Here is a 25,867-nt window from a genome sequence, read left to right on the forward strand (position 1 = left end):
CAAGCCTCGCAGCTTACTTGATACCGGTAATCTTCAGAACAGTAAGCGGCTGGCGGTGGCCCATGCGCTTCTTGTAACCAGTCTTGTTCTTGTACTTCATGATGTTGATCTTCGGGCCCTTGGCCTGATCAACGATCTCAGCGTCGACCTTGACCTTAGCCAGGTCATCGGCCTTCGACTTGACGTTCGCGCCATCGACGAGCAGAACCGGGGTGAGAGCCACGGCAGAGCCTGGCTCACCCTCGATCTTCTCGACCTTAACGAGGTCACCTTCGGCAACCTTGTACTGCTTTCCGCCGGTCTTGACGATCGCGTACATAGAGGGTTACCCCTTATCTAAACTCGGCTCAGGGGCAGGCGAGACCCAACCCCTGAATGGACAATTACATTTTGCGCTTGAGTCCAGTGCCAGCGCTACACGTAAGTCATGAGACTTCTGGCGCGGCTCAACTGGACTTAAACGGCGACTTGGAAATCCTACCCCGACGGGACCAGAAAAGACAAACCGCGTCTTTCCTGCACCCGCCGGTCACACCAATTTCTGCCTATTTCCCGCTCCGGCGGGTCGCCCGACGGCGGCCCCGGCCGGTGTGCTTCCGGGACTCAGCGCCGGCGTCGTTCTGTTCTGCCGGGGCGGTTTGCCGCGGTTGACTTTCCCGACCACCGCCGGAATCGGACTGCGTCGGCTGGGCGGCCTTGGCAGAGCGGCGCACGGCCCGGCGGCGGCGCCCGCGCACCACGGTCTTGGTGCTGTCTTCTGCCTGGGCGGCGAAATCATCCCGCGGGTTCTCTGCTGGGGCCTGCGTCGGCGCGTCGTGGCCGCCGGCGCGATTGCCGCGCCCGCCGCGCTGTCCGGCGGTGCGGCGAGTGGCCCGGCGACGGCCGCGCTTGCCGCGCGCCGGCTGTTCCTCGCGGGAGCTGCCGGCATCGTCGGCACCCGCGTCGGCCTTCTCCGGCGCTGCGGCCTTGTCCTCAGCGTCGGCCGGCACGGAGTGACGTTCGCGGTCCGGGAAATCCTCCCGGCGCGGGCGGTGATCGGAGCGGGAGTTCCCGCGGGTCTTGCGCTTGCGGCGCGGGGAGGCCTCGAATTCTTCGATTGCGTCCTCGTAGGTGGTGGATCCACCAGCCTGCGCCGGCTGCACGTCCTCGTCCGGCACGTAGTCCTTTAACTCGGCGACGTCGTCGCTGTCGGCGGCGTTGTCCGCTGCGGCGAAAGCGATCTTCTCGATGTCGCTGACCGAGTCCTGGGACTGATCGTCACGGGACTGCTCGTCGCGGGAGCGGTTCGAGCGCCCGCCCCGACTGCCGCGGCGACGGCGACGGCGCGAGGAAGAGCCCTTGCGGTCCTCGGAATCACTATCGTTGCGTTCGTCGCGCTCTTCGCCGTCGTTGGCAGCACCCTCGTCCTTGACCACGCTGGCTACCAGCTCGTCGAGCTGCTTGGCGTCGCCGCGCGTCTCCGCCGGGGAGTCCTGCTCCTCTTGGGAGCGCTGGTTGCGGCCGTGGCCCGTATCCGCGTGCTTGTGGTTGCGGCGGTCGTGGTGCCCGTGGCCGGAATGATCGTCGGTGTGCTCGACCGGGTCATCGTGGATGATGATGCCGCGGCCCTGGCAGTGCTCACACTCGGTGGAGAAGGTCTCCAGCAGGCCCGCGCCTAGGCGCTTGCGGGTCATCTGCACCAGGCCCAGGGAGGTGACCTCGGAGACCTGGTGACGGGTGCGGTCGCGCCCCAGGGCCTCCTTCAGCCGGCGCAGGACCAGCTCCTGGTTTTCGGGCAGGACCATGTCGATGAAGTCGACGACGATCATCCCGCCCAGGTCGCGCAGGCGCATCTGCCGCACGATCTCTTCCGCGGCCTCGAGGTTGTTGCGGGTCACGGTTTCCTCGAGATCGCCGCCGGAGCCGGTGAACTTGCCGGTGTTGACGTCGATGACGGTCATGGCCTCTGTGCGGTCGATGACCAGCGTGCCGCCCGAGGGCAGCCACACCTTGCGGGCCAGGGCCTTCTGCAGCTGTTCGTCGATCCGGTAGGCCGCGAAGGCATCTTGGCCGCCGTGCTTATTCCGATCGAAGCGCTCCACCCGGTCCGCCAGATCCGGGGCGACCGACTGGATATAGGCGTTGACCGTGTTGAAGGCCTTCTTGCCGTCCACGACCAAGTGCTTGAAGTCGCCGTTGAACAGGTCGCGGACGACCTTGACCAACATATCCGGCTCCTCGTAGAGGGTCACCGGCTTCGCGCCCTTGGACTTCTTCTCCTTCTCCGCGCGGTCCTGGATGTCCTCCCAGACCCCGTGCAGACGGCCCACGTCCGTGGCGATGGCCTCCTCGGAGACGTTCTCCGCGGCGGTGCGGATGATGGTGCCGCCCTCGCCCGGCACGACACGCTGCAGGATCTCCTTCAAGCGCTTGCGCTCCGGAGCCGGCAGCTTGCGGGAAATACCGGCGCTGCGGCCTTTCGGCACGTAGACCAGGAAGCGACCGGCCAGGGAAATCTGCGTGGTCAGGCGCGCGCCCTTGTGCCCAATCGGGTCCTTGGATACCTGGACCAGGATCTGGTCGCCGGACTTTAGGGCCTGCTCAATCTTGCGGGAGCGGCCCTTGAGCCCCATGGCGCGCCAGTTCAACTCGCCGGCGTAAAGCACACCGTTGCGGCCCTCGCCGAAGTCCACGAAGGCGGCCTCCATCGACGGCAGCACGTTCTGGACGCGGCCCAAGTAGATGTTGCCAATCAACGAGGCCTGCGAGTCGGAGGTCACGAAGTGCTCGACCAGCAGGTCGTCTTCCAGGACGCCTACCTGCGTGACGGAACCGGCGTGGTCGACGCGCTGGCGCTCGCGCACCACCATGGTGCGCTCGACGGATTCCCGGCGCGCCAGGAACTCCGCCTGGGAGACGATGTGCTTGCGCTCGCGGCCCTTCTCGCGCATCTCCGCTCGGCGGCGCTTCTGTGCCTCGATACGGGTCGAGCCCTTGATGCCGCGCGGGGCCTCGATGCGCTCCGGCTCGTCGTCATCACCGTCCGCATCATCGGGTTCAGCCTGCCGGGCCGGCTTGGCGGCATTCGCCTGCGGGGCGATGAATACCGGCGCGTAGTCCGCGGCGTTGTCCTTGGCTGCCGCGTGGTGCGGCGGCGTCAGGGCGGCGACCAGCTCCTCCAGGTCCTCGTCGTGGTCAAGCTCGGCGGGCTCGTCGTCTGCCTCTGCGCTGTCGATGCCGCCGTCTTCAGCACCCTCGGCCGTGGCGAGGTTCTGCAGCTCGGACTCGACCTTGTCGGCGATCTGGTTGAACTCGTTTTCCACGTTCTTGCGCACGCGGTCGCGCAGCTTCTTCTCGGCGGCCGTGGCCACGGCGTCGGCCGAGTCCTCCTGCCCGGAGTCGTCGACTGCCGGGGCCTCGGCGCCGGCAGCGGTTTCGGTATCCGCGGTCTGCTCGCGCTTCTCCTCCTCCGGCTGCTGCGACTTTGCCGGCGCGGCAGCACGCACGGCCCGCTTCTTGGTGGACTTGCGGGACGCGCGCTTGCGCGTGGCCTTCTTAGGCTTGTCGGCGGTGTTATCTTCGGCCTGGTCCTCAGCCGGGTCGGCCTTATCGGTCTTGGTTTCCTCGGCCTTGGTCTCTTCGTCCTGGGCGGCGGCGCGCTTGCTCTTGGTCGTAGCCTTGCGCTTCGTCTTCTTGGTCGCCTTGGCCTTCTTGGTGGCCTTGGACGACTTCTTCTTGGCCGGGGGCGCGTCCTGGGCCTCGGACTCCGCGTCGGTTGCGGGCTCGGAGGGGGCATCGCTAGCCGGGGCCTGGGAGCCGGCGGCCTGGATGTGGTCGAGGATCTGCTCGGCCTCCGCCTTGCTCAGGCCGGACTGCGGGGCCTTCTTGATTCCCTGCTGGGCGAACTGTTCCACCAGGACCTTGGAGGAAATCCCCAGCTGCTTCGCGAGGGCGTAGAGCCGGGTCTTCTCCCCCAGCTGGCTCCGATCGATCCGCTCGGCCAATGCGGCGGCCGCTGATAAATCCGTATTCTGTTCGTTTTTAGTCTTTGCAGCCACGGGCTACTCCTGACGTCTAGTGGCGCGAGGGCAAGCTCGCCGCGGGGCCGCGCAAGTCATCCAAGCTGCAGGCAAGCACACCGCGGGGCTGTCTACCCTCTCAGCGCCGAAAGTTTAAGTGTTAAAGATTGAGTATTTAGTTATGCACAACTGCAAGCCTGTCTTAAAGGCTCTGGCTCCTATTGTGGCACACTTGGGCGCCCGCTTCTTGGCGCACCTGCCCGGACGCGCGGAATTTCGCCCTGTGTTAGCTTAAGACCATGTCCGACGGCAAACTCGTGCCCACCTCACCGGCAGCAGCGATCCGGCACTTCCGCCGCCGCAACGAGTTCAACCCGCGCGAGCTGCTTGCCTTCACCACCACGGCGAGCTTCGGCGTGGGCTTTTTCTTCCTGGACCATGCGGCCTTCTCCGTCCTGGGCGCGCTGCTGTTGATTGCGGCGGTGGCCTGCGGGGTCAAAATCGCACGTCACTTCCCGAAGGCCGTGGCCGTGCCGCAGACGGAATTCCGCGACGGCGACTACCCCGCCGTCGCCTACTTCGCCCCGTTCATCCCCATCGTCGCGCCCCTGCTGGTCCTGCCGGTGCAGGCGCTGGGCTGGGATTTTTCGGTGCCGCCGGCGGTTGCCACGCTGTCCACGGCGGCGTTTTACAGCGTGGGGCTGTTTCTTTCCGGCACCGTGCTCTTCCGGCGCTCCTTCAGCATCGGCCGCCGGCGCATCCAGCGGATGGACTTCGAGCTGACCGAGCTGACCACCACCACGCAGCGCTTGGCCGAGGAGAATACTGATATCCTCGCCGCGCTTATCGCCATCGGCGCCGTCGACGGCAACGAGGTGAGCTTGAAGGGGCTGCAATGGATTCTGGACCCCGCGATGAGCGCAGACGAGGAGGCGCTGCGCGAGCGCCTGCAGGAGCTAGACAGCGTCAAGCTGATTAAACTCCGCGCGCCCACCTGGCAGGGACAATCCGCCCGTTGGGACATGAGTATTACTCCCCTGGGCGTGCACGCACTGACCGAGTCGCAGCGGCGCTAAATCCAGGCCCCGCAGTGTGGCCGCGTAGTGGTGCTTTGAATGCACGAAACCCCCGCGCGGCGGCCGGAATTCCGGGGCACCGCGGGCGGGGGGCAGTAAAGAGGTTGCGTCTTAGAGGTTCGGGAACCAGATGGCGATCTCGCGCTCAGCGGACTCCGGGGAGTCGGAGCCGTGAACGACGTTCTCACCGACGGTCAGGGCGAAGTCACCGCGGATGGTGCCCGGGGTGGCCTTCTCGACCGGGTGGGTGCCGCCGGCCAGCTGACGCCAGGCAGCGATGGCGCTTTCGCCCTCGACGATGCCTGCGACCAGCGGAGCGGAAGTGATGAAGTCCACGAGCTCGCCGAAGAACGGCTTGTCCTTGTGCTCAGCGTAGTGCTTTTCTGCGGTTTCGCGGTCTGCGGTGCGCAGATCCATCTCCACCAGCTTGAGACCCTTGCGCTCAATGCGGGAGATGATTTCGCCTACGTGGCCGTTCTTGACGCCGTCCGGCTTGATGAGAATAAGAGTACGTTCAGTCATACGGGCCATCGTACCGAATACCGCGCGATCCTTCGCACTGGAGCCGCCAAAAATCGGCCGCGACCGCGGAACGCGGTCGCGCTAGCGGCCGGTGGTCAGCTGGCTGACCATGGCTTCGGCCTCGTCGTGGCCGACGTGCCGGTACCACAGCCGGACCTGCTTGACCGCGGTGCCGTACTTGCCGGCGGAGACGAGCTCACGGATTTCTTCCTCGCGCTCCGGGGAGAAATCCGCCTGACGCAGCGGCCGGTCCTTGCCCGGGCGGTCCTGATCCCCGCGGAACAGGGCCAGCGCCAGGAAGGCGGCCGCCACGATAAGGCCCACCACGATGACCGCGCCCGGCCAGTTAAAAGCGCGCGCCAGGATGACCACCACGCAGGCCAGCGCGGCCAGCAGCGAATACACGTAGCGCACGGCGGCCTCCCTAACCCTTCTGATCCAGGTGCTGGGTGGTCAGCAGGCCGCGCTCCATGCGCGCGATGAGGTTAGAGCGCAGGTAGGCCGCCAGCAGCCAGACCAGGCCGAAGACCACCATGATGGCCACGATCGACCAGTGGATAAACAGGCCGGCGATGATGCCGAGCACCTGCACGGCCAGGATGACATTCAGCGACCACCGGCGGCTGGCGAAGACCAGCATGACCAGGTGGAAGACCATCAGCGCCACGACGATGGCGATGTTGACCCCGGTCCACAGCTCACCGCTGTAGAGCATGCGCAGCATCGGCAGCGCCAGCACCAGGGTGAGCGCCTCCAGCGTCAGGGTGCTGGAGATGACCATCCCGTTAAAGCCCTTAATCGGGTCCTTGACGGGCTTGTGCCCCATGCCCAGGGGCCCGACGTCCTTGGGTTGCTCCGTCATGCCGGCTCCTTTCCAAACATCGCGCGTGCCTCACCGGCGGTGACCACCGATCCGGTGATGACAATACCGGAACCGGACTGGATTTCCGCATCCTCGGCCAGCTCGACGGCCTGGGCGTAAGCCGACTGCAGGTCGGGCTCGACGTAGACGCGTTCCTCGCCGAAGATGTCCCGGGCCAGCTCGGCCAGCTCGCAGGCGTCCAGCGCCCGCGGGGAGCTGTTCTGGCTGATGACTACCTCGGTCAGCACGTCCTCCAGCGCGGTGAGGATCCCGGCGGCGTCCTTGTCGCCCAGGATGGCGACCACGCCGACTAGGCGGGCGAAGTCGAAATCGCGGCCCAGGGCCTGGGCCAGGGCGCGGGCGCCGTGCGGGTTGTGCGCGGCGTCGATGAACGTGGTCGGCGACTGCCGCATGCGCTCCAGACGGCCCGGCGAAATGGTCTGGGCAAAGCCGTTGCGCACGCTCGCCGCATCCAGCGGGTGCCCGGCCGAGGCCCCGAAGAAGGCCTCCACGGCCGCCAGGGCGACCGCGGCGTTGCGGGCCTGGTGCTCGCCGGCCAGGGGCACGAAGACGTCCTCGTAAAGGCCGCCCAAGCCCTGGATGCGCAGCTGCTGGCCACCTACGGCGATGGTGGATTCCAGCGCGGCGAACTCGCTGCCGGCGCGCGCCACGCCCGCGTCCACGGCCACGGCTTGCTGCAGCAGGACCTCCATGGCTTCCGGCTCCTGTTCCGCCAGGATGGCGATGTTCTCGGCCGGGGTGATGGGGTCGTCGGCGTCCGGGCGGGCCTTGATGATGCCGGCCTTCTCACCGGCGATTTCGGCGAGGGTATCGCCCAGGTAATCGGTGTGGTCCATGCCCACCGGGCAGACGACCGCGACCTCGGAGTTGACCACGTTGGTCGCGTCCCAGCGCCCGCCCATGCCGACCTCGATGACAGCGACGTCGACCGGGGCATCGGCGAAGGCGGCATAGGCGATGGCCACCAGAACCTCGAACTTGGACATGGCCGGGCCGCCGGCGGCCAGCGACTCGGCGTCGACCATCTCCACGTAAGGCCGGATTTCGCGCCAGATGCGCACGTAGTCGCGCGGGTGGATGGGCTTGCCGTCGATGCCGATGCGTTCGGTCACCCGCTGCAGGTGCGGGCTGGTGAACAGGCCGACCCGACGGTGGAAGGCCCGCAGCAGCGAATCGATCATCCGCGAGGTCGAGGACTTGCCATTGGTGCCGGCCACGTGGATGGCCTGGAAGGCCCGCTCCGGGTGGCCGAGCAGGTCCATGAGCTTCTCGATGCGCTCGAGCGAGGGCTCGATCTTCGTCTCCGGCCAGCGGGCGTTGAGCTCTTCTTCGACCTCGGCAAGCTCGCGCAGTTCCTCGGCGCTCACGGTCTCCGGCGCGGGCGCGGAATAATCCTCCGCCCCGCCCAGGTTGAGCGTGAGCCCCGACTCGGTGATTTCCACCGGGGAGCCATCGGTGCCCTCCTTGAGGGCGTCGACGATCTCGTATTCGGTCTCTTGGTCCTTCTCGCGGCCGTTCTCGCCGTGTCCGGTACGGTCAGTCACTACTTGAGCGCCTCCAGACGCGCGCTGATGCGGTCGACTTCCTCCTGCGCCACGGTCTGGCGGGTGCGGATCTTTTCCACGACCTCTTCCGGCGCCTTGGACAGGAAGTTCTCATTGCCGAGCTTCTTGGTGGTCTGTTCCAGTTCCTTGTTGGCCTTGGCTAGGTCCTTTTCCAGGCGCTTGCGCTCGGCCGCGACGTCGACGGCCCCGGAGGTGTCCAGGGTGATTTCGACGGTGGCCTGCGACAGGCGGACCTCGATGGAGGCGGACTCGGTAAAGTCCTCGCCCGGCTCGGTGGTCTTGGCCAGGTTGCGCACCAGGTCCTCCTGGCCGGCCAGGTCCGCAGCAGCGAAGTCCAGGCGGCCCGGCACCTTCTGGGAAGGCTTAACCCCCTGGTCGGAGCGGAAGCGGCGCAGCTCGGTGATGAGCTTTTCCGCGTCCTGGATGCGGCGGGCGGCGATCTCGTCGGTCTCGGCGCCGCCGTTGGTGTCCGCGGCGGTCGGCCAGTCGGCCACAACCAGGGATTCGCCGCCGGTCAGGGCCTTCCACAGGACCTCGGTGACGAAAGGCATGGTCGGGTGCAGCAGGCGCAGCACGACGTCGAGCACGCGGCCCAGCACGATTTGGGTGGTGCGGGCGCGCTGCTTTTCGGCCTCGTCGGCCGGTTCGCGCGCGATCTGGGTCTTGGCGATCTCGACGTACCAGTCGCACAGCTCGTCCCAGGCGAAGTGGTAGAGCAGCTCGTTGGCCTTTGCGAACTGGAAGTCGTCCAGGTAGGCGTCGACGCGGGCGCGGACCTGCTCGGCGCGGTCCAGGATCCAGCGGTCGGCATCGGTCAGCGCCTCGCGCTCCGGCAGCTCCGCCACGCCGGCGCCGTTGAGCAGGGCGAACTTGGTGGCGTTGAAGAGCTTGGTGGCGAAGTTACGCGCCGAGGCCGCCGCGTCCGGGCCCAGCGGCAGGTCGACGCCCGGGTTGGCGCCGCGGCCCAGGGCGAAGCGCAGCGCGTCCGCGCCGTAGTCGCGGACCCAGTCCATCGGGTCGATGCCGTTGCCCAGGGACTTGGACATCTTGCGGCCCTGCTCGTCGCGCACCAGGCCGTGCAGGTAGAGATCCGCGAAGGGCACCTGCGGGCGCCCGTCGCTGCCCTGCCCCAGCAGTTCCGGGGTCTGGGTGGCGGCGAAGGTGCCGAACATCATCATGCGGGCGACCCAGAAGAACAGGATGTCGTAGGCGGTGACCAGCACGTTGGTCGGGTAGAACTTCTCCAGGTCCGGGGTCTTTTCCGGCCAGCCCAGGGTGGAAAACGGCCACAGCGCGGAGCTGAACCAGGTATCCAGGACGTCCGGGTCCTGCTCGTAGCCGGCCGGGGCCTTTTCGTCCGGGCCCACGCAGACCACGTCGCGGTTGCCGTCGGCGTCCTCCGGCCCGTACCAGATCGGGATCCGGTGGCCCCACCACAGCTGGCGGGAGATGCACCAGTCGTGCATGTCGTCGACCCAGTCGAAGTAGCGCGGCTCGAGCGAGGCCGGGTGGATGGTGGTATCCCCCTGGCGGACCGCCTCGCTGGAGTACTTGGCCATCTCCTTGACGTTGACGAACCACTGCTTGGACAGGCGCGGCTCGATGGCCTCGCCGGAGCGCTCCGAGTGTCCCACCGAGTGGACGTAGGGGCGGATTTCCTTGACGATTCGCCCCTGCTCGGCCAGCGCCTCGCGGATGGCGACGCGGGCATCCTCGCGGGTCATGCCGTCGAACTGGGTGCCGGTATCCGCGATGTGGCCGGTCTTGTCCATGATGATGGGCATGTCCAGGCCGTGGCGCTGGCCCATGGCGTAGTCGTTCGGGTCGTGCGCCGGGGTGATCTTGACCGCGCCGGTACCGAATTCCATGTCGACGTAGTCGTCGGCGAAGATCTTCAGGCTCAGGTCATCGCGGAACGGGTGCGGGAATTCCTTGCCCACCAGGTCGGCGTAGCGCTCGTCGTCCGGGTGGACGGCGATGGCGACGTCACCCAGCATGGTCTCCACACGGGTGGTGGCCACGACCAGGTGCGGCTCGTTGTCGTCCAGCGAGCCGTAGCGGATGGAGACCAGCTCGCCCTCGACGTCGTCGTAGACGACCTCCATGTCGGACACGGCGGTCTCCAGCACCGGCGACCAGTTGACCAGGCGGTAGTCCTGGTAGATCAGGCCGGCGTCGTAGAGCATCTTGAAGATGGTCTGCACGGCCTTGGACAGGCCGTCGTCCAGGGTGAAGCGTTCGCGGGACCAGTCCACGGAGTCGCCGATGGCGCGCATCTGGGACTGGATGGTGCCGCCGTATTTTTCCTTCCACTCCCAGACCTTGCCGATGAACTCGTCGCGGTCGTAGTCCCAGCGGGTCTTGCCCTCGGACTCCTTGAGGGCGGCCTCGACCTTGGTCTGCGTGGCAATACCGGCGTGGTCCGCGCCCGGCAGCCACAGCGTCGCATACCCCTGCATGCGCTTGCGGCGGATGATGGAGTCAATGAGCGTGTGGTCCAGCGCGTGGCCCATGTGCAGCTGGCCGGTCACGTTCGGCGGCGGCAGCACGATGGAATAGGCGGGCTTGTCGGAGTGGGCGTCCGGGGTGAAATACCCCGCGTCGACCCAGCCCTCGTACAGGGCGGTCTCCTGTTCTTGCGGCTCCCAGGACTTGGGCAGCGCGTCCGCGCGGTTGGTACCTACTAGTTCCTCATTTTTACGCTCAGTCACGCCGACCAATTCTACCCTGTCGGTCAAACCCCTTTGGGCCCCACCCAGTCGAGACCCCGGGTTTTTCTGACGGGCCTAGCCCAGCAGGTGGGCGACGGCTTCCTTTTCCTCCCGCAGCTGCGCCACGGAGGCGTCGATGCGGGCGCGCTGGACATCGTTAAGCTCCAGGCCCTGCACGATTTCCCAGCGGCCGTCCCGGCTGACCGTCGGGAAGCCCGCCACCAGGCCGGCGTCCACGCCGTAGGAGCCATCCGAGACAATCGCCGCGGTGCGCCAGTCGCCGTTCGGGGTGCCGAAGAGCCAGTCGTGCATGTGGTCCACGGCCGCCGAGGCCGCCGAGGCCGCTGAAGAAGACCCGCGCACCTCGATGATTTCGGAGCCGCGCCCGGCCACGGTCGGGATGAAGGTCTCCTCGTACCAGGACTGCTCGACCGCCTCGGCGAGCGGGCGGGAATCCGCCGTGGCGAAGGTGATGTCTGGGAACTGGGTATCCGAGTGGTTGCCCCAGACGGCCAGCTTCTCAATCGCGTCCGGGCGCACGCCCACCCGCTGGGCCAGGAGCCCAGCCGCGCGGTTGTGATCGAGGCGCATCAGGGCGCTGAACTGGGAGTCGTCCAGGTCGGGCGCGTGGTGGGCGGCGATAAGCGCGTTGGTGTTGGCGGGGTTGCCCACTACCAGCACGCGCACGTCGCGGGCGGCCACCCGGTTCAGGGACGCGCCCTGGCGGGAGAAGATCTCCGCGTTGGCCGAAATCAGGTCGGCGCGCTGCATACCCTTGGAGCGCGGCTGCGCGCCGACCAGGAAGGCGGCGTTCGCGTCGGCGAAGGCGGTGTCCTCGTCAGCGGTGATCTCCACGCCGGCCAGCAGCGGGAAGGCGGAGTCCTGCAGCTCCATGGCCACGCCTTCTGCGGCGCGCACCGCGGAGTCGAGCTCCAGCAGGCGTAGACGAACAGGCTGGTCCTTGCCAAAGACCTCGCCGGCCGCGATCCGCCACAGCAGCGAGTAGGCGATAGCCCCGGCGGCGCCGGTGACCGTGACATTGACGGGTTCTGAAACGTTGTGCTTCGGTGCAGCCTGTGCTGTTAGCTTCGACATAGTGTGTGCCATCCTTCCCAGATAAACACCTCGAGTTTTTGCTGAACTCCCTAGTCTAGACGCAGAAACGATAACGCGACAGGTTCTGTTTCATTGCCCTCAAATTGAGGTAGCAGAAGTACACCTTTCGCTCGTCTGTGCTGGCGTTTTACCTCCCCCGGGGGCAATTCGCAGACGGGTTCGCGAATTTGCGGCACGATAGGGAATGAACCAATCCGTCTAAGCGATTCTTAAAAAGAGGGGCATGTTGCTATGGGTAACTCCGATTCTCCCACCGCCGTCACGGGAGCCGAGTCTGCCCAGCGCGCCGTCGACGTCGCGCTCGAGCAGTTTTCCCAGTTCGGTTTCACCGAAACCAAGATGGAGACCATCGCCAACCTCTCCGGCCTGTCCAAGCGCATGCTGCACTACCACTTCGGCGACAAGCGCGGGCTCTACCAGCGCGCCCTCGAGGCCGCGGTAGAACGGCTCAATCCCCCGATCGAGGATCTCGAGGTCGACTCCGCGGTCCCGGTCGAGGGCGTGCGCAAGCTTGTCGATGCCCTCTTCGCCTGCCACATCGCCCACCCGGAGGCCGTGCGCATGCTGGCGATGGAGACCACCCAGCAGGTCTTCGGCGTGGTCGGCCGGCAGCCGGTCAACGACGTCAGCGGCGTGGCCCTGCACCTGGACAAGCTCCTACTCCACGGGCAGGACTCCGGCGCCTTCCGGCCCGGCATTTCCGCGGACGATATCTTCACCCTGATCTCTTCGCTGACCATGTACCGGGTGACCAACCACAACATGATCGACAACTTGTTGGGGATCGACATGCAGTCCGAGGCCAACACCGCCGGCCTGCACCGCATGGTGGTCGACGCGGTACTCGCGTTTTTGACCGCCAACATCCCCGACAGCGGCGAGGCCTCCTACCTCACCGCCCGCGAGGCCGTCGATACCGCCGACAACAACAGCGACATCTACGGCTAGCCCCTCCCCCGCCGTACAAACGCAAAGCCGGCCCGCGCTTCCTTTTCGAAAGCGCGGGCCGGCTAATTTTCTGCCTCCAGCTATTATAGACATCTATACAGTGATGCTGGGGTCAGGGCTTAGGCCGACTGCTCCTCGGCGTCAGCGTAGATGAACTCCGGGCCGTCCTCGCCGCGGACGACGTCTGCGGTAATGCGCACCCCGGTGATGTCCTCGCGGTCCGGGATGTCGTACATGATGGGCACCAGCAGCTCCTCCATGATGGCGCGCAGGCCGCGGGCGCCGGTCTTGCGCTCCAGTGCGAGGTTGGCGATTTCCTCGAGCGCGCCGGTATCAAACTCCAGCTCCGCGCCGTCCATGACGAACAGGGCCTGGTACTGCTTGACCAGGGAGTTGCGCGGCTCGGTGAGCACCCGGATGAGCGATTCCTGATCCAGGTTGTCCACCGTCGCCACGACGGGCAGGCGGCCGATGAACTCCGGGATGAGGCCGAACTTGACCAGGTCCTCGGGGCGGACCTCTTCGAAGAGGTCGACGCGCTCCTGCTCCGACTGGGTCTCCAGCTTGGCGCCGAAGCCCAGGCCCTTCTTGCCCACGCGCTCGGAGATGACCTTCTCCAGCCCGGCGAAGGCGCCGGCCACGATGAACAAGATATTGGAGGTGTCCAGCTGGATAAATTCCTGGTTGGGGTGCTTGCGCCCGCCCTGCGGCGGGATGGCTGCGACGGTGCCCTCCAGGATCTTCAGCAGGGCCTGCTGCACGCCCTCACCCGAGACGTCCCGGGTGATAGACGGGTTGTCCGACTTGCGGGAGATCTTGTCGATCTCGTCGACGTAGATGATGCCGCGCTGGGCCTTTTCCACGTCGAAATCCGCCGCCTGGAGCAGCTTGAGCAGGATGTTTTCCACGTCCTCGCCCACGTAGCCGGCCTCCGTCAGGGAGGTCGCGTCCGCGATGGCAAACGGCACGTCCAGCATGCGCGCCAGGGTCTGGGCGAGGTAGGTCTTGCCGGAGCCGGTCGGGCCCAGCATCAGGATGTTGGACTTGGCGATTTCGACCGTGTCTTCCGGTTCCTTCTTGGCCCGCTTCCCGCCGCGCGCGGCGGCAGCTTCCTCCGCCTTGATGCGCTTGTAGTGGTTGTAGACCGCCACGGACAGCACCCGCTTGGCCTGGTCCTGGCCGATGACGTAGTTATCCAAGAAGGCCGAGATTTCCGAGGGCCGGGGCAGCCGAACTTCTTCCTTTTCGGCCTGCTCGGCCTGGGCGGCGCCCAGCTCTTCCTCGATAATTTCGTTGCACAGCTCAATGCACTCATCGCAGATGTACACACCGCCGCCGGCGATGAGTTTCTTAACCTGCTTCTGGCTCTTGCCGCAGAAGGAACACTTGAGCAGATCCGCGCTTTCTTGCATACGTGCCATTAAACCCTCTCAACACATAGGGCACAATTTCCTTTATCCCAGCAACCGTACCACGCCCACCCGACGCAGCCGGCGCGCCTTAGCGGAAGGTAGCGAACTTGCTAACGACCCATTTGGCGAGCGCCAACAAGACCACGCCCAGCGCGATAGAAACGATGCCCAGAGTGATAAAGAAGGTGTTTTCCGCGCCGGCGTCGTCCGGGTTGTAGAAGCCGGCCAGCGTGCCCGCCAGGGAGGTGCCCATGGCCACGGCCATCATCCACACCGCCATCATGCGCGACGGGAAGGCCTCCGGGGCAACCTTGGTCGCCAGGGAGTTGCCCACCGGCGACAGCAGCAGCTCGCCCATGGTGAACAGGAAGAGGATCCAGATGATGGCGAACATCGGGGTGGAGTTCGGGCCGCCGCCGCTGAACGGCAGGAAGAAGAACAGCGAGACGCCGATGATGACGTTGGCGATACCGAACTTGGTCGGCGTCGACCACTGGCGGTCGCCCAGCTTGGTCCAGATGAAGGCGAAGACGCTGGAGAAGATGACGATGAAGATGGGGTTGATGAGCTGGACCATCGACGGCGGGATCTCGATGCCGAAGATGTGGCGGTCCAGGCGCATATCGGAGTAGATGGTCAGCACGGTGAACTGCTGCTGGAAGATGCCGAAGAAGAGCACGCCGGAGACGAACATCGGGATGAAGCCGAGCAGGCGGCCGCGCTCCTGCGGGGTGGTCAGGCGGGAGCGGTACATCTGCAGCCACAGCGTGACCGCAGCAAGGAATGCCACGACCGTGACGATGTTGGACAGCCACTCCAGCTTGACCACGCCGGAGGCGATAAGCCACACGCACACGACGACGATGACGGCGAGGACGGCCAGGGCCACCAGCAGCTGCTGCCGCGAGACGGGGTTCGGGACCTCGTGGCCGGCCTCCTTGATGGTGCTGCCGCGCATGAGGGTGTACTGGACCAGGCCGAAGAACATACCGACGGCGGCGATGCCGAAGCCCCAGTGGAAGCCCTGCCAGCCCCACAGCAGCGTGGTGATCAGCGGCCCGAAGAGCGCGCCGATGTTGACGCCCATATAAAAGATGGAGAACCCGCCATCGCGGCGGGGATCATCGCGCGAGTAGAGCGCGCCCAGCACGACCTGCGCGGTGGTCTTCACGCCGCCGGAACCGACGGCGATAAGCACCAGGCCGATGGCTAGGCCCGTTACCGCGGGGATGAAGGCCAGCGCCAGGTGGCCCAGCATGACCATGATGGCCGAGTAGTACAGGGTGCGCTCCGCGCCGAGGACGCGGTCGGCTACCAGGGAGGCCAGCAGGCAGGCCATGTAGACCAAGCCGCCGTAGGCGCCGACGATGGAGGTCGCCGCCGCCTTGGGGATCTCCAGACCGCCCTCGGACACGGAGTAGTACATGTACAGCAGGACCAGCGCCTGCATGCCGTAGAAGCTGAAACGCTCCCACATCTCCACGCCGAAGAGGTTGGCCAACCCCCACGGGTGGCCGAAGAACTGCCGTTCCTTTTCTGATGGTTGTCCAACCGCCGAGGCGTCGCCGGACGCACCTGACACTGAGTGAGCGTTTGTGATTCGTGACATAGAAATATATAGCCACCTTCCACGCCACAACGCAATTAATGTGAGATCCTCCACCCCCATTTTCCGGTAGCCTACCTCGCCCTTCCCACCCGGTGGGACGGGCCGCTGCAGCCAGCGGCGCCGGGGCTGAGCAGGCAACTTCGCGGATCATTAATAGTTTTCGCTTGGGTAGTAACCGTCCCGGCACGGGGGCAGCCGCTGCCCCACTACCCCATGCGAAAGGCCCGCCGCCGGATGCTATTCCGGAGACGGGCCTGAACTACCCCTAAATTTAGGAGTTCAGCTTGCGGTACTCAAAGACCTGGTCGATGATGCCGTATTCCTTCGCTTCCTGAGCGGTCAGGATCTTGTCGCGGTCGGTGTCGATGCGCACCTGCTCAGCCGTGCGGCCGGTGTGCTCGGCGAGCGTGTTTTCCATCAGCTTGCGCATGCGCTCGATCTCGGCGGCCTGGATCTCTAGGTCGGAGACCTGGCCCTGGGTGCCCTGGGTGGCGGGCTGGTGGATCAGCACGCGGGCGTTCGGCAGTGCGGCGCGCTTGCCCGGTGCGCCGGCGGCCAGCAGGACCGCGGCGGCGGAGGCCGCCTGGCCCAGGCAGACGGTCTGCACGTCGGGGCGCACGTAGCGCATGGTGTCGTAAATAGCCATCAGCGCGGTGAAAGAACCGCCCGGCGAGTTGATGTACATGGTGATGTCGCGGTCCGGGTCCTGGGCCTCCAGGACCAGCAGCTGCGCCATGACATCGTTAGCGGAGGTGTCATCGACCTGGGTGCCCAGGAAGATGATGCGCTCCTCGAAGAGCTTCGAGTACGGGTTGGTCTCCTTGGTCCCCTGCGCGGACTGCTCGATGAACGACGGCAGCACGTAGCGGGAAGAAGGCATCTGCGATTGCGTCATATTAAAAATTCTCCTTGCTTCTGAGCTTTAGTGGTGGGTGCTACCTAGTTGCTGATGGGGCCGTTGACCGTCTCGATGACGTGGTCGACGATGCCGTAGTCCTTCGCCTGCGCGGCGGTGAACCAGCGGTCGCGGTCCGAGTCCTTCGTAATCTGCTCGAAGGTCTGGCCGGTGTGCTCAGCGATCAGCTCGGCCATCTCGCGCTTGGTGGCGGCGAACTGCTCGGCCTGGATGGCGATGTCCGCGGCGGTGCCGCCCACGCCGGCGGAGGGCTGGTGCATCATGATGCGGGCGTGCGGCAGGGCGAAGCGCTTGCCCTTGGTGCCGCCGGAGAGCAGGAACTGGCCCATGGAGGCGGCCAGGCCCATGCCGTAGGTGGCGACGTCGCACGGCGAGTACTTCATGGTGTCGTAAATGGCCATGCCGGCGGTCACCGAGCCACCCGGGGAGTTAATGTAGAGCGAAATATCGCGCGTCGGGTCCTCCGCAGACAGCAGGAGGATCTGGGCGCAGAGCTTATTGGCAATCTCGTCATCGACCTGGGTGCCCAGGAAGATGATGCGCTCGCGCAGCAGGCGCTCGTAGACGCTGTCGCCCAGGTTCATGCCCGGTGCCGGTGAGGTCATCTGAATACTGTCAGACATAGAATTCATAATCTCCTTGGTGACGGATCTTTGTCTTAATACGACCCACGATACTGCCTTTCCCGCCTCCCGTGGGACGTGTTCGCTGTCAGCGTTGCAGCCGCCGCAGACAGACGAAAAGCCCAGCCGAAGCTGGGCTAGGCGGTCCCACCGCGCCCGCTAGGGGCGGTGGGCCAAGGCCTTTACTCGGAGTCGGTTGCCTCGTCCTCGTCTTCGTCGATCTCGCCGAAGTACTGGTCGACGTCGACCTTGTTGCCGTCCTCGTCCTTGACGTCAACGCGGCAGATGGCGGCGGCCAGGGCCTTGCCACGGCGGACGTCGGCGAACAGGTTGCCGATCTGGCCGTTGGACTGCAGCTGCTGGACGAACTGGTTCGGGTCCATGCCGTAGGACTGCGCGGTGAACAGGATGTGGTCGGTCAGCTCCTGCTGGGAGACCTCCGGCTGCTCCTGCTCGGCGACGGTGTCCAGGAACAGCTGGGTGCGCACGGACTCCTCGGCGGACTTGCGGGCGTCAGCGTCGAATTCCTCGCGGGTGGTGCCCTGCGCCTCGAGCAGCTGTGCCAGCGCCTTCTCGTCGTGAGCCAGCTGGCCCAGGACCTGGTGCAGCTGGGCGTGCGCCTGCTCTTCCACGATGGACTCCGGCAGCTCGAAGGAGACCTTGTCCAGGGCGGCCTTCAGGACCTCGTCGCGGATGTTGCCGGCCTGCTGGGCCTTCTTCTGCTCCTCGACCTGGGATTTGGTGGCCTCACGCAGCTCGTCGATGGTGTCGAACTCGCTGGCCAGCTGGGCGAACTCGTCGTCCAGGGCCGGCAGCTTGCGCTCCTTGGTCTGCTGGACGTGGACCTTGATGGTGGCCTCTTCGCCCTTGTGCTCGCCGGACTCCAGCTTGGCGGTGAACTCGGCGTCCTCGTCGGTCTTCAGGCCGCGCAGGGCGGTGTCCAGACCCTTGATGAGGTCGTCGTCGCCGATACGGTAGTTCAGACCCTCGGTGGAAGCCTCGTCGATCTTCTTGCCGTCGACCTCAGCGGTCAGGTCGATGACGGCGATGTCGCCGGTCTTCATCTTGCGCTTGGTGTCCTTGAGCTCACCGAAGCGCTCCTGCAGGTTCTCCAGCTCCTTGTCCACGTCGGCGTCCTCGACGGTAAGGGCCGGGACGGTGACGGACAGCTCGGAGAAATCCGGAACCTCGATCTCCGGGCGGACGTCGACCTCGGCGGTGAACTCCACGAAGTCCTTGTCTTCGATCTTGGAGATATCCACGTCCGGCTGGCCGATGACCTTCAGGTCGTTTTCGGTGACGGCCTGCTCGTAGCGGGACGGCAGCATGTCGTTGACGACCTGCTCTAGGATCGGGCCGCGGCCGAAGCGGGCATCGATAAGCTGGCGCGGCGCCTTGCCCTTACGGAAGCCCGGGATGGCAACCTGCTGGGCGATTGCGGCGTAGGCCTGATCAATCTCTTTATCCAGCTCTGCGAACGGGACGTTGACGGTGAGCTTAACGCGGGTGTCGCTCAGCTTGTCGACGGTAGTCTTCACGAGTAACTCTCCTGGCTCTCAATTGGTAGAAGGATTTCTGGTACAGAGTATAAACAAGGGGCCCGGCAGCACCTCGCATGAGGGTGGCTGACAGGCCCCTATACGTCGGGGCGACAGGATTTGAACCTGCGACCCCCTGCTCCCAAAGCAGGTGCGCTACCAAGCTGCGCCACGCCCCGTATAGCTTGCCCTGCCAGCGCGGAAGCCCCCGCGCCGGCGTTGCTCGCCTTAGCTTACCGATGCCGCCACGCAATGCCCAACTTCGGGTCCCGGTTGGCCGGGTTTCCGCAGGCTCCGGGTGCGCGACGGCGCCGTCTAGCCGCTATTTCGCGTCCATTTCTGCCGGGTGCGCGCCGCCCCGGCCCTCCTCGCCGCGGTCCAGCGAGGTAATCCCGGCCATCTCGTCCTCGCTGAGCTCGAAGCCGAGGACATCGAAGTTTTCGCGGATGCGCTCCGGGGTGGCGGTCTTCGGGAAGACGATCGTCCCGTTCTGCAGGTGCCAGCGGATAATCACCTGGGCCGGGCTGACGCCGTGGGCCTCGGCCGGATCGGTGATTTCCGGCTGCTCGAAGATATCGGTCTTGCCCTGGCCCAGCGGGCCCCAGGCCTCGACCTTGATGCCGTGGGCCCGGGCGGCGTCGATGTCCTTCCACTGCTGGAAGTACGGGTGCAGCTCGATCTGGTTGACGGCCGGGGTGACGTCCGTGTTCATCTCCAGCTGGTCGAGGTGCTCCGGCAAGAAGTTGGACACGCCGATGGACTTGGCCTTGCCCGCCTGGCGCAGCTCAATCAGCTGCTTCCAGGCCTCGACGTAGTTGCCGTCGGCCGGGACCGGCCAGTGGATCAGGTAGAGATCGACGTAATCGAGCCCCAGCTTGCCCAGGGAGGTATCCAACGCCTCCTCGGCGTTGAGCTGGCTGTCGTTCCACAGCTTGGTGGTGATAAACAGCTCGTCTCGCGGGATGCCGGAGGCGGCAATCGCCCGGCCCACGCCCTCTTCGTTGCCGTAGATGGCGGCGGTGTCGATGTGCCGGATGCCCTGGCGCAGTGCCTCGGCCACCAGCTCCTCGGTCTGGTCCGGGTCCACCTGGAAGACGCCGTAGCCCAGCTGCGGGATGCGGTTGCCGTCGTTGAGCTCAATCATTGGTACGTTCATGCGCCCCACTGTACTGAAACCGCGCTTTTTAAGACGTCAGCGCGCCCCAGAGGACGTCGACGGTCCCGTTCTCGATGAGCAGGTAGACGCCCAGCCCGATGAAGACCACGGGCACGATGACTTTCTCATATTTCTCCACCGTCTCCCCGATGGCCGGGACGGCGGCCAGCCGCTGGGCCAGCTGGCACAGCAGGAAGATCCCCAGCGCGAAGACGGCCAGGATGACGAGGATCTGCGCCCCGCTGGTCCGGCTGAAGTAGGGCACGTAGACGCCCAGGTTGTCCCCGCCCAGCGCCAGGGTCAGCGCGGTGAAGGCGGCCAGCTTCGATCCGCTACCGCGGACCTTGTCCGCGATCTCCTCCTCGTCGACGTCCTCGTCCACCAGCAGCACCCGGATGCCGAGCACGATGGGGATAAGCCCCAGCAGGCCGATGATCCAGTCGTGCGGGATGAGGTTCATCAACGACGCCGCGACCAGGCTGGCCGCCACCAGGATCCCGGTGCCCAAGTACTGCCCGCCGTAGATGGCCCGGCCGTGGCGGGCACCCTGCGTGGCGAACAGGATGGTCAGCACGACGAGGTAATCTATCGAGGTCGAGATAAACACCAAGACCGCGGTCACGATAGTCTCCACCGCACTCCCCTTCCCAGCACAGCGGGCTCGGCTTCGGGCCCGCACATCAAAAACGCCGGAGACCAGGCTACTGGATTTTTCCAGTGCGGTCTTCTCCGGCGTTGGCGTGGAGGGAATGACGGGAATCGAACCCGCGTCTTCAGCTTGGAAGGCTGAGGTATTAGCCACTATACGACATTCCCACTGCCCCGTTTAAAGGCGTGGGAACAATAATAGCGCATGGTTTGGGCCGCGCCCAAAACCGCCCGGGCGGCTCCGGAAGCTTAACGGGAGGGAACTTTTCGGGATAGGCTGGCGTTTAACCTAGTAAGTACCCAGAGAAGTACCCCGCGCCGGGGCCTCGGCCCGCCGGGTGCGGGAGACAACCCTCGATTATCGGGAAGTGAACTTTTAAGACATGGATTTGCTCATCCTTCTTATCGTGGTCGGCGGCGGCGTGGCCTGGTGGGCCAGCAGCAACAACAAGAAAAAGGCCGAGCAGCGCCAGCAGCAGCAATTAGAAGACGCCCAGGCTGAGGCGCGGCGCTGGATTGAGCGCCTGGGCGGCCAGGTGATGAGCCTGTCCGGCACCGACAAGGCCTCCCAGCAGGCGATGGCGGATGCTTCGGAGCGTTTCACCGCGGCCAATTCCGCCATCTCCCGGGCGAATACCACCAAGCAGGCGCAGCTGGCCCGCGAGTCCGCGCTGGAGGGCCTGCACTACGTCAACGCGGCGCGCGAAATCATGGGCATGGATCCGGGCCCGGAGCTGCCGCCGCTGGAGGGCCAGCGCAAGGCCGGCAAGGTCACCGAGCGCCGCACGGTCGACGCCGGCGGTCAGGAGATCACCGCCTCCCCGTACGCGTCCGACGAGACCCCGAACTACTACCCCGGCGGCACCGTGGCCGGCCGCCCGGTCCCGGCCGGCTGGTACTCCCGCCCGTGGTGGGCCGACGCCATGGCTACCGGCGTGTGGATGATGGGCTATTCCATGATGTTTAACGCCATGTTCGCCGGTATGGCCGGCGTCGGCTACTCCGGCGAGGAGGCCGCAGCGGGCGACTTCAGCGACGGCGGCGACATGGGGGATGCCGGCGATATGGACGACGGCGACGACATGGGGGATGCTGGCGATATGGGCGGCGACGGCGGTGGCCTGTTCGACGGCGGCATCTTCGACGGCGGCCTGCTCGGCGGCGACGGCTTCGACTTCGACTTCTAAGCCGGAGCGTCCGCTCAAAGGCGCCGGGGAGAAAGAACCACTGAAGTTCTTCTCCCCGGCGCCTTTTGTCTGGCTGGGTGACTCTAGTTGCCTAGTCCTCCGGGACCTCCGGGGCGATGCCGGTGCGCTCGTAGTCGGCCAGGATGTCGATCCGGCGCTGGTGGCGCTCCGCGCCCGACCATTCCTGATCCAAGAAGGCGTCCACGATGGCCAGGGCCTGCTCCGGGGTGTGCATGCGGCCGCCGATGCCGATGAGCTGGGCGTTGTTGTGCTCACGGGCCAGGCGCGCGGTCTCTTCCGACCACGCCAGGGCGCAGCGCGCGCCCTCGACCTTGTTGGCCGCGATCTGCTCGCCGTTGCCGGAGCCGCCCAGCACGATCCCCGAAGAACCCGGATCGTTGACCGTGCGCTGGGCCGCCTCGATGCAAAACGCCGGGTAGTCATCCTCCGGGTCGAAGGTGTGGGCGCCGCAGTCGATGACCTCGTGGCCGGCGTCGGACAAGTGCTGTGCAATCAGGTTTTTGGTCTCAAAACCTGCGTGATCTGCTCCTAGGTATACGCGCATAATCTTTATCCTACCGCCGGGCCTACTCGGCCGCCGGCATCTCGGTGCGGGTGCGCTTGAGTTCGAAGAAATAGGGGAACTCGGCGAGCTTCACGGCGGCATCGAAAAGCTCGCCGGCCTCCTCCCCGCGCGGGATGCGGGTGATGACCGGGCCGAAGAAGGCGGTCTCGCCCAGCTTGACCACCGGGGTGCCGACGTCCTCGCCGACCGAGTCGATGCCCTCCTGGTGGAAGCGCTTCAGCTCCGCGTCGGCGTCGGTGGTGTTGGCTACCTCGGCGTAAGCCGCGTCCAGGCCGGCCTGGTCCAGGGCCTGGGCGATGATCTCGTCGTAAGCGCCGTAGCCCTTCTTGCCGGCGTTGCCGTCGACGTGGACCAGCGTGCCCATCGCGGTGTAGAGCTCGTCGACCTTGGCCGGCTCCTGGGTGGCCACGCGGGCGAAGACGCGGGCCGGACCCCAGTTGGCTTCCATGGCCTCCATGTAGGCCGGGTCCAGGTCGCGGCCCTCGTTGAGCACGGACAGGGACATCGGCACGAAGGTGACCTCGATGTCACGGACCTTCTCGGCCTCCTTGATCCACCGCGAGGTGGCCCAAGCGAACGGGCACGAGACGTCGAACCAGAACTTCACCTGCTGAGTCATGATCGTTTTTCTCCTAATTTCTAGAGGCTGTTGTAGTGGTTATGGGGATTCCGCGCGCCCCAGCCTAGGCGACGGCTAGGCTGGACCGTAGCCTAAAATTCACCACCTAGGAGGTAAAACAGCTATGACCTCGACAAACCTGACTCGCGACGAGGCCCAGCATCGCTCGCAGATGCTGCGAGTCAACCATTACGACGTCGCTTTGGACCTGACGCAGTCGGACACGCACTTCATCTCCACCACCCGCGTGGACTTTTCGTGCCTGCGCCCGGGCAGCACCTTCCTCGATCTGCGCGCCGAGGAAATCCTGGACGTGCGGCTGAGCGGGGCTCCCCTGCCGACCGCCGCCTACGAGCCGGAGTACGGCATCCCGCTGTCCGGCCTGCAGGTCGCCGATTACACCGTCGAGGTCACCGCGCGCATCCCCTATTCCCGCACCGGCGAGGGCCTGCACCGCTTCGTCGACCCAGCCGACGACCAGCCCTACCTGTACACCCAGTTCGAGACCGCCGACGCCAAGCGGGTCTTCGCCTGCTTCGATCAGCCCGACCTGAAGGCGACCTACGACCTATCCTTCGCCGTGCCGGAGGGCTGGCGGGTTATCACCAACGGGCCGGCCTCCCAGCGCGGCAACACTTTTAGCTGCCACCTGGACTACCCACTGTCGACCTACCTCATCGCCGTATGCGCTGGTCCGTACGTCGAATTCACCGACACCTGGCGCGGGCAGCTTACCGCCCACCCGGAGGGCCAGCCCGCCCAGGACCTCGAGGTCCCGCTCGGCCTGTACTGCCGCCAGTCCCTGGCCGAGCACCTGGACCACGAGCGCCTGTTCACCGAGACCAAGCAGGGCTTCGACTTCTACCACCGCAACTTCGGCTTCGCCTACCGCTACGGCAAGTACGACCAGGTCTTCGTGCCGGAGTTCAACGCCGGCGCCATGGAAAACGCCGGCTGCGTGACCATCCGCGACGAGTACGTCTTCGCCTCCCAGGCCACCCACTACATGTACGAGCGCCGCGCGGACACCATCCTCCACGAGCTGGCCCACATGTGGTTCGGCGACCTGGTGACCATGCAGTGGTGGAACGACCTGTGGCTCAACGAATCCTTCGCCACCTGGTCCGCGGCCATCTCCCAGGCGGAGCAGACCCAGTACGACACGGCCTGGGTGACCTTCGCCAACGTGGAAAAGGCCTGGGCCTACCAGCAGGACCAGCTGCCCACCACGCACCCCATCTCCACGGACGCCTCGGACATCGAGACCGTCGAGCAGAACTTCGACGGGATTACCTACGCCAAGGGCGCCAGCGTGCTTAAGCAGCTGCAGGCCTACGTCGGCCGGGAGAACTTCTTCGCCGGGGTGCGCCGCCACTTCTCGGCGCACGCCTGGGGCAACGCCACCTTCGACGATCTCCTGCGCCACCTGACCGAGGCCTCCGGCCGCGATCTTTCCTTCTGGGCCCAGCAGTGGCTCAAGACCACCGGCGTGAACTCGCTCAAGGCCCGCTTTAACGTCGCCGACGGCGCCTACACCGACTTCGCCGTCGAGCAGACCGGGGATACCTTGCGCACCCACCGCGTGGCCGTGGGGCTCTACCGGCTGGACGGCGAGAAGGTCACCCGCTACCAGCGCGTCGAGCTGGACATCGACGGCGCCAGCACCGACGTCGCCGAACTGGTCGGCGCCCCGGCCGCGGATCTGGTCCTGGTCAACGACGACGATCTGACCTACGCCCTGCAGGATCTGGACCCGGCCTCCCGCGATTTCGTGGTGGACCACATCGACAAGATCGCCGATCCAATGGCGCGCACGCTGTGCTGGTCCGCCGCCTGGGAGATGACCCGCGCGGGCAGCAAGCGCGCCCGCGACTTCATCGCCCTGGTCGCCCGCGGCGCGGCCGCCGAGACCGAGCTGTCGGTCCTCGAGCGCATCCTCACCCAGGCCGTGCAGGCCCAGCTGAGCTACGCCGATCCCGCCTGGGCCAAGGACTCGTCCCTGCTGGCCGATGCCCTGGTCGCCGGCGCCCGCAGCGACGATGAACAGCGCCGCCTGGTCTTCGCCAAGGCCCTGGGCACCCTGCCGCTGACCGAGGCCTCCCGTGACTACTTCCGCGAGGTTATGGAAACGTCCGAGGACAACGGCATGCGCTGGCGTGCCCTGGCCGCCCTGGTCGCCGACGGCGCCGGTGAGGACGCGGGCCAGCTCATCGATGCCGAGCTCGAGCGCGACAACTCCGCCACCGGCTACCAGGCCTCCCTCAAGGCCCGCGCCGCCGTCAACACCCCGGAGAACAAGCAGGCGGTCTGGCGCGAGCTCGTCGACGGCCAGCTGGGCAACCGCGACACCGGCTCGAAGCTGGCCGGCCTGGTCTTCCCCGGCGCGGAAGCCAACCTGCCCAGCGAGGACTACTTCGAGGTGGCGGAGAAGATCTGGGATGGCCAGTCCCACGAAATCGCCCTGGCGACGGTCACCGGCCTCTTCCCGTCCTGGGACGTCAGCCAGGACACCGTGGATCGCGCCGAGGAATTCCTGCGCCGCGATCTGCCCACCGGGCTGCGCCGCGTGGTCACCGAACAGCGTGACCGCACCGCCCGCGCCGTACGCAACCGGGCGGTGGACGCCAGCTAACAGTATGGGCGTTACGCTGGGATTTTAGCAGATTTGGTCCCGAAACTACTAAGCGGCGAGCTGTGATTATTAGCCCGCCGCTTTCATTATGTCCGATTGTGTCCGCTTCGATAATATTTTTA

Annotated in this window: 21 protein-coding genes and 2 tRNA genes; 4 read left to right on the forward strand and 19 right to left on the reverse strand. The window is 65.9% G+C overall.

Annotated elements, in window-relative coordinates:
* Positions 1–13: 13 nt before the first annotated feature.
* Positions 14–319 carry a 50S ribosomal protein L21 gene (gene rplU / locus VVR85_RS07640; protein WP_290222882.1) on the reverse strand — a complete coding sequence of 102 codons (306 nt, stop codon included), beginning with the start codon at positions 317–319 and terminating at the stop codon, positions 14–16.
* Between the two features lie 226 nt (positions 320–545).
* On the reverse strand, positions 546–4,037 hold the full coding sequence (locus VVR85_RS07645; protein ID WP_368520340.1) for a translation initiation factor IF-2 N-terminal domain-containing protein: 3,492 nt from the start codon (positions 4,035–4,037) through the stop codon (positions 546–548).
* A 260-nt stretch (positions 4,038–4,297) separates the two neighbouring features.
* Here VVR85_RS07645 and VVR85_RS07650 point away from each other — a divergent pair, with 260 nt between their 5' ends.
* Positions 4,298–5,074, forward strand: coding sequence for a hypothetical protein (locus VVR85_RS07650; RefSeq protein ID WP_368520341.1), 777 nt, complete (start codon positions 4,298–4,300; stop codon positions 5,072–5,074).
* 111 nt (positions 5,075–5,185) lie between these two features.
* Here VVR85_RS07650 and ndk read toward each other — a convergent pair whose 3' ends face one another.
* The 6 genes from ndk to VVR85_RS07680 form a co-directional block, all read right to left on the reverse strand.
* Positions 5,186–5,596 carry a nucleoside-diphosphate kinase gene (gene ndk, locus VVR85_RS07655; RefSeq protein WP_368520342.1) on the reverse strand — a complete coding sequence of 137 codons (411 nt, stop codon included), beginning with the start codon at positions 5,594–5,596 and terminating at the stop codon, positions 5,186–5,188.
* A gap of 81 nt (positions 5,597–5,677) precedes the next feature.
* Positions 5,678–6,010 carry a hypothetical protein gene (locus VVR85_RS07660; RefSeq protein ID WP_368520343.1) on the reverse strand — a complete coding sequence of 111 codons (333 nt, stop codon included), beginning with the start codon at positions 6,008–6,010 and terminating at the stop codon, positions 5,678–5,680.
* Positions 6,011–6,020: 10 nt separating this feature from the next.
* Positions 6,021–6,458, reverse strand: a complete 438-nt coding sequence (locus VVR85_RS07665) for a DUF4233 domain-containing protein (protein WP_368520344.1) — start codon at positions 6,456–6,458, stop codon at positions 6,021–6,023.
* Positions 6,455–7,960: a bifunctional tetrahydrofolate synthase/dihydrofolate synthase gene (folC, locus tag VVR85_RS07670; protein WP_368520425.1), complete on the reverse strand. Its 1,506-nt coding sequence runs from the start codon at positions 7,958–7,960 to the stop codon at positions 6,455–6,457. Before folC ends, VVR85_RS07665 begins: the two co-directional genes overlap by 4 nt.
* A gap of 62 nt (positions 7,961–8,022) precedes the next feature.
* Positions 8,023–10,755: a valine--tRNA ligase gene (locus tag VVR85_RS07675; RefSeq protein WP_368520345.1), complete on the reverse strand. Its 2,733-nt coding sequence runs from the start codon at positions 10,753–10,755 to the stop codon at positions 8,023–8,025.
* 75 nt (positions 10,756–10,830) lie between these two features.
* Complete coding sequence (locus tag VVR85_RS07680) at positions 10,831–11,850, reverse strand: malate dehydrogenase (RefSeq protein WP_368520346.1); 1,020 nt, start codon at positions 11,848–11,850, stop codon at positions 10,831–10,833.
* 252 nt (positions 11,851–12,102) lie between these two features.
* Between VVR85_RS07680 and VVR85_RS07685 the strand changes: the two genes are divergently transcribed.
* The gene (locus VVR85_RS07685; RefSeq protein ID WP_368520347.1) at positions 12,103–12,819 is read left to right on the forward strand and encodes a TetR family transcriptional regulator; all 717 of its coding nucleotides are present in this window, start codon (positions 12,103–12,105) and stop codon (positions 12,817–12,819) included.
* A 119-nt stretch (positions 12,820–12,938) separates the two neighbouring features.
* Here the strand turns inward: VVR85_RS07685 and clpX are convergent, their stop codons facing one another.
* The 9 genes from clpX to VVR85_RS07730 form a co-directional block, all read right to left on the reverse strand.
* Positions 12,939–14,240 (reverse strand): ATP-dependent Clp protease ATP-binding subunit ClpX, encoded by a 1,302-nt coding sequence (gene clpX, locus VVR85_RS07690; protein WP_368520348.1) that lies wholly within the window; start codon positions 14,238–14,240, stop codon positions 12,939–12,941.
* 79 nt (positions 14,241–14,319) lie between these two features.
* Positions 14,320–15,840 carry a peptide MFS transporter gene (locus VVR85_RS07695; RefSeq protein WP_409338191.1) on the reverse strand — a complete coding sequence of 507 codons (1,521 nt, stop codon included), beginning with the start codon at positions 15,838–15,840 and terminating at the stop codon, positions 14,320–14,322.
* A gap of 271 nt (positions 15,841–16,111) precedes the next feature.
* Positions 16,112–16,735, reverse strand: coding sequence for an ATP-dependent Clp protease proteolytic subunit (locus VVR85_RS07700; protein ID WP_368520350.1), 624 nt, complete (start codon positions 16,733–16,735; stop codon positions 16,112–16,114).
* Between the two features lie 44 nt (positions 16,736–16,779).
* A complete protein-coding gene (locus VVR85_RS07705) occupies positions 16,780–17,379 on the reverse strand; it encodes an ATP-dependent Clp protease proteolytic subunit (RefSeq protein ID WP_070769070.1) in 600 nt (199 codons plus the stop codon).
* Between the two features lie 182 nt (positions 17,380–17,561).
* The gene (gene tig, locus VVR85_RS07710; RefSeq protein WP_368520351.1) at positions 17,562–18,917 is read right to left on the reverse strand and encodes a trigger factor; all 1,356 of its coding nucleotides are present in this window, start codon (positions 18,915–18,917) and stop codon (positions 17,562–17,564) included.
* 105 nt (positions 18,918–19,022) lie between these two features.
* Positions 19,023–19,096, reverse strand: a tRNA-Pro gene (locus tag VVR85_RS07715).
* A 143-nt stretch (positions 19,097–19,239) separates the two neighbouring features.
* Entirely contained in the window at positions 19,240–20,073 is an 834-nt protein-coding gene (locus tag VVR85_RS07720) for an aldo/keto reductase (protein ID WP_368520352.1), read from the reverse strand.
* A gap of 28 nt (positions 20,074–20,101) precedes the next feature.
* Complete coding sequence (locus VVR85_RS07725; protein ID WP_368520353.1) at positions 20,102–20,707, reverse strand: CadD family cadmium resistance transporter; 606 nt, start codon at positions 20,705–20,707, stop codon at positions 20,102–20,104.
* 107 nt (positions 20,708–20,814) lie between these two features.
* Positions 20,815–20,889 (reverse strand) — tRNA-Gly (locus VVR85_RS07730).
* A gap of 215 nt (positions 20,890–21,104) precedes the next feature.
* Between VVR85_RS07730 and VVR85_RS07735 the strand changes: the two genes are divergently transcribed.
* Positions 21,105–21,908: a DUF1542 domain-containing protein gene (locus VVR85_RS07735; protein WP_368520354.1), complete on the forward strand. Its 804-nt coding sequence runs from the start codon at positions 21,105–21,107 to the stop codon at positions 21,906–21,908.
* Between the two features lie 91 nt (positions 21,909–21,999).
* On the opposite strand, the gene VVR85_RS07740 is transcribed toward VVR85_RS07735, so the two are convergent.
* The gene (locus VVR85_RS07740) at positions 22,000–22,473 is read right to left on the reverse strand and encodes a ribose-5-phosphate isomerase (RefSeq protein WP_368520355.1); all 474 of its coding nucleotides are present in this window, start codon (positions 22,471–22,473) and stop codon (positions 22,000–22,002) included.
* Between the two features lie 22 nt (positions 22,474–22,495).
* The gene (locus VVR85_RS07745) at positions 22,496–23,113 is read right to left on the reverse strand and encodes a disulfide bond formation protein DsbA (protein ID WP_368520356.1); all 618 of its coding nucleotides are present in this window, start codon (positions 23,111–23,113) and stop codon (positions 22,496–22,498) included.
* Between the two features lie 124 nt (positions 23,114–23,237).
* On the opposite strand from VVR85_RS07745, the gene pepN reads away from it, so the two are divergent.
* A complete protein-coding gene (gene pepN / locus VVR85_RS07750) occupies positions 23,238–25,745 on the forward strand; it encodes an aminopeptidase N (RefSeq protein ID WP_368520357.1) in 2,508 nt (835 codons plus the stop codon).
* The last annotated feature ends 122 nt before the right edge of the window (positions 25,746–25,867 follow it).

It is taken from the genome of Corynebacterium sp. LK2590 (assembly GCF_040946105.1).
In the GTDB taxonomy this organism is placed as follows: domain Bacteria; phylum Actinomycetota; class Actinomycetes; order Mycobacteriales; family Mycobacteriaceae; genus Corynebacterium.